The sequence below is a fragment of the Streptomyces sp. NPDC028314 genome (genome assembly GCF_055565795.1).
Window position 1 is genome coordinate 459,486 of the sequence record NZ_JBVHTP010000003.1, and the last position, 14,412, is coordinate 473,897.

General features: G+C 73.5%; 13 protein-coding genes. 6 read left to right on the plus strand and 7 right to left on the minus strand.

The genetic code is table 11. The annotated features are described in order from the left end of the window. Positions 1-8 precede the first annotated feature (8 nt). The 3 genes from ACZ4TG_RS09940 to ACZ4TG_RS09950 all read right to left on the minus strand — a co-directional run bounded on the left by ACZ4TG_RS09940 (position 9) and on the right by ACZ4TG_RS09950 (position 3,048). A complete protein-coding gene (locus tag ACZ4TG_RS09940) occupies positions 9-680 on the minus strand; it encodes a hypothetical protein (RefSeq protein WP_468161491.1) in 672 nt (223 codons plus the stop codon). A 65-nt stretch (positions 681-745) separates the two neighbouring features. Next, complete coding sequence (locus ACZ4TG_RS09945) at positions 746-1,141, minus strand: hypothetical protein (RefSeq protein WP_468161133.1); 396 nt, start codon at positions 1,139-1,141, stop codon at positions 746-748. Positions 1,142-1,461: 320 nt separating this feature from the next. Continuing rightward, positions 1,462-3,048, minus strand: a complete 1,587-nt coding sequence (locus ACZ4TG_RS09950) for a glycosyltransferase (RefSeq protein ID WP_468161134.1) — start codon at positions 3,046-3,048, stop codon at positions 1,462-1,464. Between the two features lie 161 nt (positions 3,049-3,209). Between ACZ4TG_RS09950 and ACZ4TG_RS09955 the strand changes: the two genes are divergently transcribed. Continuing rightward, a complete protein-coding gene (locus tag ACZ4TG_RS09955; RefSeq protein ID WP_468161464.1) occupies positions 3,210-4,655 on the plus strand; it encodes an alpha/beta hydrolase family protein in 1,446 nt (481 codons plus the stop codon). A 58-nt stretch (positions 4,656-4,713) separates the two neighbouring features. Here the strand turns inward: ACZ4TG_RS09955 and ACZ4TG_RS09960 are convergent, their stop codons facing one another. Further along, a complete protein-coding gene (locus ACZ4TG_RS09960; RefSeq protein ID WP_468161135.1) occupies positions 4,714-5,088 on the minus strand; it encodes a peptidase inhibitor family I36 protein in 375 nt (124 codons plus the stop codon). A 358-nt stretch (positions 5,089-5,446) separates the two neighbouring features. Here ACZ4TG_RS09960 and ACZ4TG_RS09965 point away from each other — a divergent pair, with 358 nt between their 5' ends. From ACZ4TG_RS09965 to ACZ4TG_RS09975, 3 genes are all read left to right on the plus strand, one after another. After that, the gene (locus ACZ4TG_RS09965) at positions 5,447-6,718 is read left to right on the plus strand and encodes a pyroglutamyl peptidase (RefSeq protein WP_468161136.1); all 1,272 of its coding nucleotides are present in this window, start codon (positions 5,447-5,449) and stop codon (positions 6,716-6,718) included. A 119-nt stretch (positions 6,719-6,837) separates the two neighbouring features. After that, the gene (locus tag ACZ4TG_RS09970; protein ID WP_468161137.1) at positions 6,838-7,683 is read left to right on the plus strand and encodes a neocarzinostatin apoprotein domain-containing protein; all 846 of its coding nucleotides are present in this window, start codon (positions 6,838-6,840) and stop codon (positions 7,681-7,683) included. Between the two features lie 338 nt (positions 7,684-8,021). Continuing rightward, positions 8,022-8,507: a peroxiredoxin gene (locus ACZ4TG_RS09975; RefSeq protein ID WP_468161139.1), complete on the plus strand. Its 486-nt coding sequence runs from the start codon at positions 8,022-8,024 to the stop codon at positions 8,505-8,507. On the opposite strand, the gene ACZ4TG_RS09980 is transcribed toward ACZ4TG_RS09975, so the two are convergent. Further along, positions 8,480-9,187 (minus strand): lysophospholipid acyltransferase family protein, encoded by a 708-nt coding sequence (locus ACZ4TG_RS09980; RefSeq protein ID WP_468161140.1) that lies wholly within the window; start codon positions 9,185-9,187, stop codon positions 8,480-8,482. The two genes, ACZ4TG_RS09975 and ACZ4TG_RS09980, sit on opposite strands and share 28 nt — an antisense overlap. Positions 9,188-9,367: 180 nt before the next feature. Between ACZ4TG_RS09980 and ACZ4TG_RS09985 the strand changes: the two genes are divergently transcribed. Together ACZ4TG_RS09985 and ACZ4TG_RS09990 are read left to right on the plus strand one after the other, a co-directional pair. After that, positions 9,368-10,078: an aspartate/glutamate racemase family protein gene (locus ACZ4TG_RS09985; protein WP_468161466.1), complete on the plus strand. Its 711-nt coding sequence runs from the start codon at positions 9,368-9,370 to the stop codon at positions 10,076-10,078. A 194-nt stretch (positions 10,079-10,272) separates the two neighbouring features. Then, complete coding sequence (locus ACZ4TG_RS09990; RefSeq protein ID WP_468161141.1) at positions 10,273-10,776, plus strand: STAS domain-containing protein; 504 nt, start codon at positions 10,273-10,275, stop codon at positions 10,774-10,776. 220 nt (positions 10,777-10,996) lie between these two features. Here the strand turns inward: ACZ4TG_RS09990 and ACZ4TG_RS09995 are convergent, their stop codons facing one another. Then, positions 10,997-11,269 (minus strand): hypothetical protein, encoded by a 273-nt coding sequence (locus ACZ4TG_RS09995; protein ID WP_468161142.1) that lies wholly within the window; start codon positions 11,267-11,269, stop codon positions 10,997-10,999. Positions 11,270-11,376: 107 nt separating this feature from the next. After that, the gene (locus tag ACZ4TG_RS10000; RefSeq protein WP_468161144.1) at positions 11,377-14,205 is read right to left on the minus strand and encodes an AfsR/SARP family transcriptional regulator; all 2,829 of its coding nucleotides are present in this window, start codon (positions 14,203-14,205) and stop codon (positions 11,377-11,379) included. Positions 14,206-14,412 lie beyond the last annotated feature (207 nt).

Sequence of the window (14,412 nt, forward strand, 5' to 3'; positions counted from 1 at the left end):
AGAACAAGCTAAGGGATGAGGGCCGCCGCGTCCGCTCGGGCCTGTTCCAGCGCTGCCTGGTACTTGGCCGGATCGACTTGGACCAGCCGTTCGTAGACCTTTACCTGCCGGTGCATGAACTGAACGCCCGCGGCGAGATCCCCGGCCTTCTTGTGGACGAGTGCCATGTTGTAGAGCGCACCGGTCAGGTCGTGCCAGTCCCAGAACTCGTTGGGAGTGAACGGCATCAGGTTGTCGTAGTCCACCGGTGCCGTCGAACTGGCCGGCCGCAGGCCCGCCAGGATCTCCTGCTCCCGCAGCCCTCGCTCGCCCAGGGCCTGCGCCGAAGATGTGTCCAGGCCTGTGCTGTAGTTCCAGAGCAGGGTGAAGATGCCCTCGGCCAGCCTCGGGCGGTACTTGGCCGGGTCTGCCTCGAAGAGGCGCTCCCAGACCCGGATCTCCTTGGACTTCCACACAGCCGCACCCGCATGATCCCCAGCCCTCTGCGCAGCGAGCGCAAGACCGAACAGAGTCCCCGGAAGCTGGGGCCAATCCCAGAACCCGTTCGGCGCGAACGGCGCGAGATTGTCGTAATCCACCGGCGCGGCCATGCCGTTGTTCTGGTGGTTGATGTTCGCCTGCACCCGCCTGAACGGGGCAACGCGATGTCCTCTGGTGCTGGATACGGCGAACTTGGTCATCGTGTAGTCGAGCAGGATCTGCGCAGCGGTCCCGATGCGCTCCTCCCTGGCGAACTCGTACAGGTTCAGGAGGGAGTGCAGTGAAAGTCCGTGCTCAAGAGGTCCCCGTAGCGGCAGATGATGGTCATCAGACCCTTGAGTCCCATGTCGTAGTCCTCGCCCGTACCCACCAGTCCGTTGCCCGCGGTGAGTCTCGGCAGGATTTCGTGAACGAGCTCCAGGCTCGGCCTTCCGTTGACGGCAAACGCCGGATCCTCGGCCGCGGCGTGCAAATGGGCCATGAGCCAGATCGTCTCGTCCTCACCCACCACGCGGAAGAACGGAGCGGCGATCGATTCGAGCGGATGCAGATGGGCGAAGTACCGGGCGATGCCGTTCGCCCTTTCCCGGTGGCTCGCAAACGCCTGCGCGGGCGAGTTGCCGAGGGCTACGGGGTCGAGGAATTCCTCGGGGATCGACATGGGTGAGACTCCTCCCACCGGGCCGCGCCTCGGCCCGGGGAGGCCGCGTGTGCCCAACTGGAGGCTGGTGTGGGTTCCGTGGGGTCTCTTTCACCCTCGCACGGCACACCGGGCCCTGCCACTGCTGCCCCGGCCTCCGGCAGGTGCGCGAGGGTCCCGAGGCCGGTGACGGACGGTCGTCGACGCCGGCGCGGCGATCGCGAGCTGTCCGGCGGGGACGACCGCGAGCGGCGGCGGCTCCCCTCGGGCTGCCCGCCCCGGCCCTCCAGCCAGGACGGGGCCGGCAGCAAGGGCCGCACCGCCACCGCTTCCGCGGCCGATCACACCTTCGGCAGCGAAAAGCGGCGGACCACCTCGAAACTGAGGTTGCCGTACGTGGTGAAGAAGGGGGCCGCGGCGAGCTCCGTGACACCGTCCTGGTCCCGGGCCAGGATCCGGGGACGGCGCGCCGTCCGGTCCAGCTCCGGGGCGTGCCGGCGGCCGAGCCGGACCGTGCGCGTGATCCCGTCGGCCCGTACGTTCAGGAAGCAGTCCCAGGTGCCGGGCGGGATCGGAGCTCCCCCGGCCACGGTGGCCAGGTCCAGCTCCGCCTGGAAGCCGGCCATGTTCGGCTGCGGATCCTGCGCGGTGAGCTCCGGTGCGGGGCGGGGCCGTACGGGTACGACGTGCTCTGCGCCCGTCTCCCGCTCGCGCAGCACGACCTCGCTCTCCATCCGGCCCGTCCCGAGCGTCGGGATGTACGCGTGCCCGGCCAGCCGGACCCGGCTGCCCTGCCACGACATCGAGGCCAGCAGGTGCTGCGCCTTCAACTGCCCGGTCACGTCGAAGAGCACGTCCGGCAGCCCCGCGTCCGGGTCCCGGAAGAGGGGGTAGCAGCGGTACAGGCGGCCGTTGTCGACGATCTCCCGCGGCGCCGGCTCCTTCGCCGGGTCGTACTCGACCAGCAGCTCGAAGGCGGTCAGCGGGCCGCAGGCGAACGCGTACAGGCGGATCCAGTCGATCCGGGGCAGTTCGCCGCCCATGTCCGGCGTCCAGTACGACTGCACCATCAGCCGCGCCCGCCCGTAGACCTCCGCAGTGAAGGCGGGGTCCTCGTGGCGCGCCAGCACGGCCGGCCGCAGTGCCGTACGCAGCAGGCTGCGGAAGTGCCGGCCGAGCATCCGGCGCCGGCCCACCGGGTCCTGCACCCGCTCGGACACCAGCGCCATGACGCGCTCGATGTGCGCCACCGTCTCGTTCGCCGTACGGACGCGCGAGGTGATGTTCTGCCCGTCGTCGCGGCGGCGCAGGAAGTAGCAGTCGTAGTCGCCGACCACCGATATCTTCCCGGCGGCGAGGAAGACGCCCGTGACGAAGATCTGGTCCTCGCCGTACCAGAGGTCTTCGGGATAGCGCAGGCGGCTCTCCTCGATGATCCGGCGGCGTACCAGCTTGGCCGAGTGCAGCGAGCGGTAGACCTCCGAGGTGTAGAGGTCCGCTTCCTCCGCGTGCCGGTGCGCCTTCTCCGAGACGGTCCGGCCGAGGCCGACCTGCCGGGCGAGCACGAGATCGCTGCCCTGGGTCTCGGCCATCGCCAGCAGCCGTTCCAGCGCCTCGGGGCCGAGGTAGTCGTCGGCGTCGAGGACGAAGACGTACCGTCCGCGGGCCAGGTCGAGCGCGCGGTTGCGCGGACCGCCCGGGCCGCCGGAGTTCGCCTGGTGCACCACGCGCAGCTGCGGGTACCGGGCGGCGTAGCGGTCCAGCTCGGCGCCGCTGCCGTCCGTGGAGCCGTCGTCGACGGCGATGATCTCCAGGCGCTCGACACCCAGGGTCTGCCCCACGACGGACTCGAGGCAGTCGCTCAGGTAGGGCATCGCGTTGTAGACGGCGATGATCACGGATATGTCGGGCGCAGACGCGTGGTGCATGAGCTGAGCATAAAGTTCCGCTTCTGTGGCGCCGACGGCGCAGGTCCGTCTTCCGCTGGCGCGCCCCGGTACCGCGCGGTGCGACTCAGGTCGTATGACCGCCGCGACCCGAGAGGGACGCCGCGGCGCGCGTACGCCCGGACCATGAGCAGGTGAACGAAATGACCGCGGGACCGTGGCTGTCCCCCTTGGAACTCCTCCTGGTCGCCGGTGCCTTCGCGCTGGTGCTGTCGCGGTGGCTTCCCCCCGCCCCCAGGCGGCCCGTCACGGTCGGCGCTCTGGCCGTCGCCCTGCTGTCCGGGGCGGTGCTCGGCGTGGTCGGACTCCGCTGGCAGATGGTGCCCGTACTGGTCGCCACGGCCGCCGTGCTCCCCTTCGCCGTGTCCCCGCTCCTGCCGCGGCGGGCCGGACGGCTGCCGCGCCGGGCCCGGTGGTGGACCGCACTGCCCGGATCGCTGGTGTGTCTGGCTCTGGTGGCTTCCGGCCCGGCCGCGGCCTGGGCCCTTCCGACTCCGGTGTTCCCCGAGCCGTCGGGCCCGTTCGCGGTCGGCACGAGCGTCCTGGAGCTGACCGATCCGGAGCGCCCGGAGGCCGCCACCGCCGCCCCCGACGACCGCCGGACCGTGGTCGTCCAGCTCTGGTACCCCGCGCCGAAGGACTCCGCGAGCGGCCGGCGCGCCCGGTACCTCGGTCGTACGGAGAGCGAAGCGCGCATCGTCTCCGACGCCCTGGCGGGCTACGCCGGCCTGCCCGGGTTCCTGCTGGACGGCCTTCCGCGCGCCCGGACGTGGTCGGAGTCCGACCTGCCGGTGGCCGGCTCGGGCGAACGCTTCCCCGTCGTGGTGTTCTCTCCCGGGCTGGGAGGGGTGCGTACGCAGAACACGGCCTGGGCCGAGGAGCTCGCCGGCCGCGGCTACGTCGTCGCGGGCCTCGACCACCCGTACGACTCCGCCGCCGTCGTGCTCGCCGACGGCAGGACGGTCCGTACGAAGGTCTCCGCCACGGGCGACGCGGCCGAGGACGAGAGGCGGGCCGCCGACTGGACGGCGACCCGGGCCGCCGACCTCAGCTTCGTCCTCACCCAGCTGGGCCGCATCGAGAAGGGGGAGGTCCGGGCCCCGCTGACCGGACGGCTCGACACCGCCCGGGCTGTGGCGGCCGGCCACTCCCTGGGCGGCGCCGCGGCCCTCCAGGCGGCGCGGCAGGATCCCCGGTTCGCCGCCGTCATCGACCTCGACGGCTTCCCGCACGGTCCGGCCCCGGGGCCCTTCCACCAGCCGGTGCTCGCCCTCACCCAGGCCATCGGCCCGGAAACCGACCCCGACTACATACCCCGCCTCGACGCGGTCCTGGACCTCGGCACCGCCACGAACTACCGCCTCACCGTCCCCGGAGCGGCGCACCTCACCTTCACCGACGCCGGCCTCTACCTGCCGCCGCTCCCCTCGCTCGTCGGCACCCTGGACCGCGCCGCGGGCCCGCGCCTCACCGCTGCCGCGAGCATCGCCTTCCTCGACACCGCGCTGCTCGGCAGGCCCGGCAGCCCGGTCGGCGCCCTGTCCGCCTACGGAGACCTCACCGTCCACCACCCGGACGCCGGCCGCTGACCCGGCGACGGCGGGGACGGCGGCGAAGGTGCCTCCCCGGGAATTGGGCCGCGGCTTTCTACTGCGGCTTGAACGAGCGGATCTGATAGCTGCCCTGGAGGTTTCCGCTGCCTCCGGACGGCGTCGAACCGACACGGTTGTTGTAGTTGGTTCCCGTGTAGTACTGCTTTCGCTGACCGGTGCTGTTGGCGACGGACCGCACGTTCTGGCCGTTGCGGATGAAGCTGCAGTCGTCGGCGGTGTTCGCGCGCTGGGCGCTCTGCCACTGACAGCGCGTTCCGGTGCCGTCCCAGCCGCTGTAGATACAGAACCAGCCGGTGGAACAGTTGTACGCCGGCGCCGGCGCGGCGGGAGCCGCAGTGGCGGCGGGGGCCGTTCCGATGGCGGCCACCAGGGCCATGGACGCGATCACGAGAGGACGGGCGATACGCATGAGAATGATCCCGCTTCCATTCGGTAGGGAATTGTCTGTGGCGCGCCGTCAGTATGTGGGCGCCCGTATCGCATGCCCAGGGCGCATTTCAGGAAGACGAAGAGATCGCGCCGCCCTTGCGACTTGCCGATAATGCCGGGACCTGCCCCCATGACCGTCTCGGCCATTCAGTTCGCGTCCAAAAACCTCTCCGCCGTTCGGCCCTTGAATCCGAGCCCGTGTGCCCGACCGTGCAGCCCTGCGCAGGGCTTCGGGACCGACAGGCCGACTCGGGAACGACAACTCCCGGCCATGCGTGTGCTGTTCGCGCTCCAGAGCGTCTGGTGGGGGTGGAGGTGGCTATGTAATGTCACATCGCATGATGCTCTTAAGGCGAGTCGCGTCCGCCGCGGCCCTCCTCGCCACCCTCCTCCCCATCGCCGTCGCCGCTCCCGCGCACGCGGCCGACGGAACCTCCTGCCGCGCCGCAGCCCCGGTACCGCTCGACGCCGAGCAGGCACGGCTCTCGGACACGCGCACCACCGCGCTCGTCGAGCGGGCGGGCTTCGGCGAGTTCGTACGGCGCTTCCCCGCCGCGCTGTGCAGCGCCCACGGCGCCGGCGAGGCCGCCCGGCTCCTCGACGACTGGGGCGGGGCCCTCTGGCAGGCAGGCGTACGACGCGCCCAGGGGCAGCGGCCCGGCGGCGATCTCCCGGCCGGGGACGACCGGCCCCTGTACTGGGCGCGACTGGCGATGACCGCCGCGCTCGCCCGCTGGGAACCGGGATTCCCCGCCGACCGCCCCGCGCTCCGCGCCCGCTTCGAGGACGCCTCGCGCGGCCTGACGGACAACGGCTTCCGGGCCGCGCCCGGCGTGCGACGCGTGTTCATCAGCGGCTTCGACCCCTTCGGACTCGACGCCGAGCTCCGCCGGGCCAACCCCTCCGGCTCCGCGGCCCTCCAGCTCAACGGCCGGCGCATCACCCTCGCCGACGGCAGCCGCGCCGAGATCCGCGCGGTCGTCCTGCCCGTGCGGTACGCCGACTTCGACTCCGGCATCGTGGAGCGCGCCTTCACCCCGCACCTGGCCGCCGGTCCCGGCCGGGCGGACATCATCACCACCGTCAGCCAGGGATACCCCGGCATCTTCACCCTGGAGGCCTGGGCGGGCCGCTCCCGTTCGGCGGACCCCTACCCCGACAACACCGGAACCCTCTCGGGGGGCACCCGGGAGCACCCCGTGACCGCCCCGGGCCTGGGCCCCGGGCCGGAGTTCATCCGTACCACCCTGCCCGCGGGGGCCGTGACGTCCGCGGTCCAGACGCCGTATCCGGTGCTCCTCAACACCGCCGTCACCGAGATACCGGCAGGCGGCACCGCGCCGGTGGACCGGGCCGACGGCCCGACGCCGGGATCGCGCGCCGTGGAGGGCGGCGGAGGCGGCTACCTGTCCAACGAGGTGGCGTACCGATCCAACCGGCTGCGGGGCGAACTGGCACCCCGCCTGCCCGGCGGGCATCTGCACACCCCGGTGCTCACCGGCCTGCCCGCCGACCCGCAACTGCTGACCGGACCCGAGTTCGAGCGCAACGAGAGCGCGATCACCTCGGAGGTCCGCGCCGTCCTGGAACACGCCGCCGTCCGGCCGTAACGCGCGACGGCGGACCCCGACGGTGGGGGCACTGGCCGAAAACGCGGGGTGGCAGCGGCAGCCGTACGCCAGGAGGATGCTCCCCGGCCGGCAGGGCCGACCAGGAAGGCGGAGAGCAGATGGAGTTACGACAGCGGGGGTCGCGGGCCGGCCGGTTCGGGGCCCTGGTCCGCGGCGCGGTGGCGCTGGCGCTCGCGTGTGCCGGGGCCGCCGTGGGCCCTGCGGTGTCCGAGGCGGCGGCGGTCCCTTCGGGCGCGCCCAGCGGTCCGCGGCTGGAGGTGAACCGCACCGCCGGCCTCCTGGACGGCGACATCGTCACGTTCGGGATCAAGGGCGGCCCGCCCAAGGCCTACGTGTGGGTCAAACAGTGCGGTCCGTCCGCGTCCGCGGCCACCTGCGACGACGACACCGGCCGCCAGTTCCGCGTGTACCCGGACGGCACCTACCAGCTCTCGCCGAAGAAGCTGTACGCCGAACTCAGCACCGGTTCAGGGAACTTCGACTGCCGAACGGCCTCCGCCGACCACCCCTGCTCCCTGGCCCTCACCGACAACAGCGGGGCTCTGCTCACCACCGTCCCGCTGCGCTTCGCCCCTCACGGCCGCCCGGAGGCGCCACCCACGCTTCTGGTGACCCCGGACAAGGGGCTGGTGGAGGGCCAGTCGGTGCGCGCGACGGGCAAGGGCTACGAGCCGCAGTTCCACCCCCTGGTCGTGCAGTGTGCCGCCGGCTCCACCGACACCCTCGGCTGCCGCCCCCGCAGCAGGCCGCCAGGCACCAGTGACAGCGGCCGGATCGACGAGACGATCACCCTCTCGGCGACGTTCACCAGCATCGGCGGCCGGACCGTCGACTGCCGCACCGAGGGCGCCTGCGAGCTGGTCGCCTTCGGCACCCGGGTCCGCGGGCCGGAGTCGGTACGCCGTCCGCTGAGCTTCACACCCGCGACCGCACCGGCCGGTTGAGGACGCAGACCCCGTAACCGGACGGTCGGCCCGTCGTTGAACTGGACGGTCAGCGAAGTGCACCGCGTGAGGTCCCGGGAGCCGAAAGCTCCCGGGACCTCATGCTGTGCGGCCCCCTACATCGCGCTCCGGGCCGGCTCACCGACTTCGACCCGGCCGTACGCGCCGCTGCGGCCCCGGGAGTGACCAGGCGCCCCCCGTCCCGGCCCGTGATCCCTGTGGGCCCCGTGAACCCTGTGGGCAGTGTCACCCGGGACAACGGCCTCCCGGGATAGCCACGTCCGCCGCATCGGGACACCATCGCAGTCACAGCAGCACCTACCGAGAGGAAAGCGATCGTGGGCCGATCCCCAGCCGTGGGCGACGTAGTGGGCGACTTCTCCCTGCCCGGAGGCGAACTCACCGCAGACACCTTCGTCCGCGGCGACTACGAACTGGGCAAGCATCGCGGCAGCCCCGTGGTCCTCGCGTTCTACCCGGGCGACAACACCCCCGTGTGCACGACCCAGCTGTGCTCCTATTCCGACGGCCTCGAAACCCTGGGCGCGGGCGGGGTCGAGGTGTGGGGCATCAGCCCGCAGAGCGTGGACAGCCACGAGGACTTCGCCCGCTCCCGGGGACTGCGCCTGCCGCTGCTGTCCGACGCCGACCGGAGCGTGAGCCGGGCGTTCGGGGTCACCGCCCCGCTCATCGGACTGCGCCGCTCCGTCTTCATCATCGCCTCCGACGGAACCCTCCACTGGAAGCACGTCACCGCCGTCGGGGCCACGTTCCCCTCCGCCGAGGTGATCGCCGGTCAGCTCGCCCGCCTGAAGCCCGCCTGACCCGATCCGGCGCCGAGCAGGGCGCCGGCCGGGGCGCGGGACACCGCGCGGGCCGCCACCTCCCAGGCGGCCGTGACGGCGTGCCGGGCGTGCGCGGTGGCCTCGCCGGTGTCGGCGGGCAGGCGGCGCAGCGGCGTGCCGATGTGGACGTGCAGGCGGGGTCGGCGCACCGGCGCGGTCAGCAGCCCGGCCAGCTGCTTGCCGGTACTGCCGGACGTGATGCGCCGGGCACCGGCCTGGCCGAGCGGGACGAGCGGCACGCCGGCGGCGCTCGCCAGGCGGGCCGGGCCGCTGCGGAAGTCCTCCGGCGGGGCTTCCCCCGCGTCCGGCCGCTGCGGAAGGCGGCCCTCGGCGTAGACGAGGACGTGCCGGCCCGAACGGAGCGCCTCGGCCGCCACCTCCAGCGCCTCCGCCGCCCGCGCGGTGTTGCGGCGCACGGGTACGTGTCCCTCGCGCGTCAGGGACCGGCCGAGCAGCGGGATCCGCCACAGGCCCGCCGTCGCCATGACGACCGGTTCGGTGCCCATGCGGCGGAGGGCGGCGAGGACCACCGCGGGGTCGGCCAGGCTGGTGTGGTTGGCCACGATGACCGCGCCGCCGGCGGGGAGCTCCGGAACGTCCGCCGTGACGGTCAGGCGCCCGAACGCGGGCACGACGGCGGAGGCGATGCGACTGAGCACGGGGGGCCTTTCGTACGGGACTTCCTGGGGCGCTCCCATCGTCGGGGCGGGCGTGGGCGCCGGTCGTGAGCGCGGGTACTCATCTCCGCCTGAGCACTCCCCGCTTCGGCCCCCACGTACCCAAAGGGATGCTTATGCATACAGGGCATTGCTATGGTGCCACTTATGGACAGGGTCACGATGAAGACGATCGGCTTGCTCGGCGGGATGAGCTGGGAGTCGACGGCCGAGTACTACCGGCTGCTGAACGAGCTCACCCGCGACCGGCTCGGCGGCCTGCATTCGGCGCGCTGCGTTCTGTACTCGGTGGACTTCGCGGAGATCGAACAGCTCCAGGCACAGGGCCGGTGGACCGAGGCCGGCGAGGTCCTGGCGGCCGCCGCCCGGTCCCTGGAGGCCGCGGGCGCGGATCTCGTACTCCTGTGCACGAACACCATGCACAAGGTCGCCGACCAGGTGCAGGCGGGCATCTCGGTGCCGCTGCTCCACCTCGCCGACGCGACCGCGGACGCCGTGCGGGCGGAGGGCCTGCGCCGGGTCGGCCTGTTGGGCACCGCGTTCACCATGGAGCAGGACTTCTACCGCGGCCGCCTCGCCGCGGGCGGGCTGGAGGTGCTGGTCCCGGACGCCGCCGGGCGCGCCCTGGTGCACCGGGTGATCTACGAGGAGCTGTGCCTGGGTGTCGTACGGGAGGAATCCCGCGCCTCCTACCAGGAGGTCATCGGGAGTCTCGTGGCCGCCGGCGCCGAGGGGATCGTCCTCGGCTGCACCGAGATCGAGCTGCTCGTCGGCGCCGGGGACAGCCCCGTGCCGGTCTTCCCCACGGCCCGGATCCACGCCGAGGCGGCCGTTCGCGCGGCGCTGTCGGAGCCGGGGGCGCGCCCCCGATGAGGCACCAGGCAGGGAGGGGCGGCCACGACACCACAGCAGCGCGGGCCACCACCCGGCGGGCCCGTCCGCCCGGATGCGGCGCTGCCCCGAACGGGTGACCGTTTTCCCCCGCACCGGGGATCCGGGCCTCCAGGAGGGGTGAACGAGCGGTGGAAGGCGTTGCCCCCACCGGGGGTCGGGCCGTTGTCGGGGACGTGAGTACAGCAACGAGCAGCCCGATACTGACCCACACCACCCAGCACGAAACGGGCACCGACAGCGTGCCCTGCGCCATAACGGTCCACTCCCACGGAAACGTCCTGACCATCGCGCTGGCGGGCGAGATCGACCACCACACCGCCCGCCCCCTGCGCGTGACCCTCACCCTGGCCGCCGCGCACGGCTACACCGGACTGGTACTGGACACCTCCGCCGTCACCTTCGCCGACTCCGCCCTCCTGCGGGTCCTCGACTCCTGGCCCAGGCTGGGACGCCGCCTGCGGATGGTGAACCAGTCCCGGCCCGTACAACGCCTCCTGGCCGCGGCGGCGGCAGCGACGGCGCCTCCTCCGCCCGGTCCTCGCGCACACGGCGGGCTCCGCCCGAGGCCGGCTCCGGGCGCGGAAGGCGCGGAAGGTTCGGAAGGTGCGGCGCCGCCCGAGTCCCCGCCCGAATCCCCACCCGGACCGGCGCCATCGGGGGAAGCGCCACCGCGGTGACGTTCATACTCCTGACCGTCACCCCGATACTCCTCGCCGTCCTCCTCCTGAAGTGGGAGCCTGACCGGCCGCGCCGGCGCCAGGCGGAACTCCCGCGCCGATCCGCCCGGGCACCGTCCCCCCACAAGCACCACCGTCCCGCGATGACCTGACCCTCCGACACGGTCCGCCCGCCCCCGCACACCACGGGGACGGGCGGACCGCTCCGGCGCGCCCGGGCCTATCCGTCGCTCCGGACGCTGATCAGGTACGCGGCCTCCTCGGACAGCCGCGCACGCCGCTCGGCCGTGGCGGCCCGTTCGAGCTCTCCTCTCAGCGCCAGCTCGGTACGCAGAACCGTCGCCCGGGGAACCGGGATGCGCTGTCCGGGCTTCTCCGTGAACGGCGCGAGCTCCGTGGCCAACGCCTGTGCGTCCTGCGAGGAGGCGCGGCGCAGCGAGAGGAACACCCGGGCCAGCCAGTCGGCCGGGATCTTCACCATGAGGTCTGTCATGTAGGGGCAACGAACGGCGGCCCACGGCGTGACACCCCCTCCCCCACCCGGACCAACGCATCCCGGTCAGGAGCACCGGGCCTGTGGTGCGGACACTGGCCCGCCGGTCACCCGACCGTGCCCTCGGGGTCGGACGCGTCGGGGTGTCCCGCGCGGAGGGTGGCGAGGACCGCCGCCGCCTTGGCCGCCTCGGGGAGGCGGAGTACTCCGAGGAGTTCCACGGCCTGCTCCAGCCGGGCCACGGCCCGGTCGTGTTCGCCCGCCGCCGCGAGCGCGGTGCCCAGCAGGCGCAGCGCACGGGCTTGCGCGGGGCGCCAGCCGACCCGCCGGGCAGCGGACAGGGCGCGCTCGCCGCAGGCCACGGCGTCCCGGGGCCGATCGCCCGCGAGGTGGGCCGCGGTCTCCGAGACCAGGTTCATCACCTCGAAGGCCGGGTAGCCCCGGCGGATGCCCACGGCGGCGCTCTCCCGGTGCCGGGCGACGGCCTCGTCCGTGTTGCCGGTGTGCCGGGCGACGATGCCCAGGCTGTACAGGGCGTGGGCCTCGCCGTAGTGGTCCGCGTCGGCACGGGCGGTGTTCAGGCTGGTCCGGCCGGCTTCGGCGGCCTCGGCGTACCGGTGCAGGTTCAGGAGCGTGGTGGCGCGGTTCGACCGTGCGTGGGTGGTGCCCCAAGTGTTGCCGCAGGCCTTGCCCGAGGCGATCGCCTCCCGGTAGAGCTCGTCGGCGCGTTCCCAGTCGCCGCCTGCCTGGTGGACCAGGGCCCGGCAGGTCAGGATGTCGGTCCGGACGGCCTGGTCGGCGGCCTCGCGCGCCGCGTGGTCGGCCGCCCGGAGGATGTCCGCCGCCTCGTCGAGGCGGCCCAGCCTGGTCAGCGCGACGCCCAGCATGTAGCCGGTGCGGCCGGCGGCCCGTACGTGCTCCTGCTCCTCGGCGGCGCGCAGGATGCGCTGGGCCGGGGCGATGAGGGCGGCCCAGAGGAACGAGCCGTCGAGCAGCGGGTCGAGGGCGAGTACCGCATCGGCGATCAGGCCGACGGCCGAGGGCGTCGCCTCCAGGGTCTGCGCGGCGACGGCGAGGACGGCCTCGTGGGGGAAGCCGAGCGCCGGGCGCCCGGCGCTCCCCGGGAGGGCACGGCCCTCGGAGGCGGTGGGGGTGAGCAGGTCCGCGACGGGATGGCCGGGGCGCTCGACGGCGTAGGCCTCGCGGGCGCAGGCCAGGATGTGGTCGACGAGGCGGAGCAGGGCCGCGGTGCGTTCGGGCGGGGTCTCGTGTTCCCGGGAGCGGGCGGCGGCGAACTCCCGCAGCAGATCGTGGAACCGGTAGGTGTGGGGCGCGGGGGACTCCAGGAGGCCGAGCCCGGTGACCCGTTCCAGGTACTGCTCCGCCTGACGCGGCTCCAGCCCGGCCAGGGCCGCCGCCCCGGCGAGGTCGACCGTGGCGAGCCGGGGAACCGCCAGGAGCCGGAACAGCCGGGCCTCCGGCTCGCCGAGCAGCTCGTAGCTGAGGCGGAAGCAGGCCTCGACCCCGTCCTCCCCGCCGCCGGGGGCGCCGAGTCCGGGGCCGCGGCCGTCGAGCAGCCGGACGAAGTCGGCCAGTTGCCAGCCGGGCCGCGTCGCCAGCCGGGACCCGGCGATGCGCAGGGCGAGCGGCAGCCCTGCGCAGCGCTCGGCCAGGGCCTCGGCCGCGGCGGGCTCCGCCGCGATCCGGGCCTCGCCGACGATCCGGCCGAGCAGGGCCAGTGCCTCCGCCGTGGAGAGGACGTCCAGCCGGATCCGCAGGGCGGCGGGCAGTTCGGGCAGGGTGCTGCGGCTGGTGACCAGGACCGCGCAGGTGGACGAGCCGGGCAGCAGCGGCTCGATCTGGGCGAAGTCGCGGGCGTCGTCGAGCACGAGCAGGATCCGCCGGCCGGCCAGCCGGGTCCGGTAGAGGGCCGCGCGTTCCTCCGGTGCGTCGGGGACGGCGGGGTCCGCCACCCCGAGCGCGCGCAGGAACCCGGCCAGTACCGGGCCCGGTTCCGCCGGATCCTCCCGCACGCCGCGCAGGTTGGCGTACAGCTGGCCGTCCGGGAACCGCTCCCTGAGGCGCTGGGCGGTGTGCACGGCGAGCGCGGTCTTGCCGACCCCGCCGATTCCGCCGACCGCGGAGATGACCACCGTCTCGGAGGCCGCCGGTGCCAGGGTGTCGAGGAGGGCGCGCACCGCATCGGCCCGCCCGGTGAAATCGGTCGGTACGTAGGGCAGTTGCGCGGGGCGCGGCAGCTCGGGTGCGCGGGTCCGCGGGCCCGGGGTCCCGGACGGTTCCGCCGGGATCGCCCGGCCGGGTCCCGTGTGTGCCAGCGCGGCGTCGCGGAGGGTGCGCAGCCGGTCGTTGAGGGGATGTTCCGAGCACAGGCCGGTCAGTTCGGCGACGAGCCGTGCGTGGCGCCCCAGCTCCAGGTCGAGCTCGACGCGCTCGACCAGTACGGACAGGCGCAGCTCGGTGAGCCGTTCTCGCTGGATGCGGGCCTGCGGGCCGGGCAGCCCCGCCAGCGCGGTGCCCCGCCACATGCCCAGGGCCCGCGCCAGCAGGTCTCCGGCCGTGAGCGGGTCGTCGGCCGCGGCGGCCCTGCGGGCGCGGGTGACGAGGGACTCGAAACGGGCCAGGTCCAGCTCGTCCTGCCCCACTTGGAGGGTGTATCCCTGGCCATGGGTGGCGAGCCGGTGGCCCAGCGTGCGGCGCAGCCGGTACACGTAGGACCGGATGGTGCCCACCGCCGTGGGCGGTGGCTCCTCGCCCCAGAGGCCGTCGACGAGTTCGTCGAGGCCGACCACCGCGTTGCGCCGGTACAGGAGCAGGGCGAGGAGCGCGCGCTGCTGCGGCGGACCCAGGGGGAGGGGGGTTTCGCCCTGGTGGGCCTGGAGCGGGCCGAGCAGGGAGAAGTACGGTGCGGGCCGCATGCCCCCGCTCACACCTGTCACCGCCGACCCCCGTACGTCCAGGGGCACTTTGCGTGTATCAGCCACCCGGTGGAACTCTACCAAGCGTGCGCGGAGCGGGACGAAGCGTGAGCAACTCGTCCGGAAGTGGCGGGTGTCCGTCCGAATCCACCGCCCGGGGACGGCCGCGCCATGGCCTGATCGCAGCGGAAGACCCCCTTCCCCTGC

Coding starts and splice junctions, on each gene's coding strand:
- ACZ4TG_RS09940 (WP_468161491.1), bottom strand. CDS start 680: ATGACCAAGTTCGCCGTATCCAGCACCAGAGGACATCGCGTTGCCCCG.
- ACZ4TG_RS09945 (WP_468161133.1), bottom strand. CDS start 1,141: ATGTCGATCCCCGAGGAATTCCTCGACCCCGTAGCCCTCGGCAACTCG.
- ACZ4TG_RS09950 (WP_468161134.1), bottom strand. CDS start 3,048: ATGCACCACGCGTCTGCGCCCGACATATCCGTGATCATCGCCGTCTAC.
- ACZ4TG_RS09955 (WP_468161464.1), top strand. CDS start 3,210: ATGACCGCGGGACCGTGGCTGTCCCCCTTGGAACTCCTCCTGGTCGCC.
- ACZ4TG_RS09960 (WP_468161135.1), bottom strand. CDS start 5,088: ATGCGTATCGCCCGTCCTCTCGTGATCGCGTCCATGGCCCTGGTGGCC.
- ACZ4TG_RS09965 (WP_468161136.1), top strand. CDS start 5,447: ATGATGCTCTTAAGGCGAGTCGCGTCCGCCGCGGCCCTCCTCGCCACC.
- ACZ4TG_RS09970 (WP_468161137.1), top strand. CDS start 6,838: ATGGAGTTACGACAGCGGGGGTCGCGGGCCGGCCGGTTCGGGGCCCTG.
- ACZ4TG_RS09985 (WP_468161466.1), top strand. CDS start 9,368: ATGAAGACGATCGGCTTGCTCGGCGGGATGAGCTGGGAGTCGACGGCC.
- ACZ4TG_RS09995 (WP_468161142.1), bottom strand. CDS start 11,269: ATGACAGACCTCATGGTGAAGATCCCGGCCGACTGGCTGGCCCGGGTG.
- ACZ4TG_RS10000 (WP_468161144.1), bottom strand. CDS start 14,205: ATGCGGCCCGCACCGTACTTCTCCCTGCTCGGCCCGCTCCAGGCCCAC.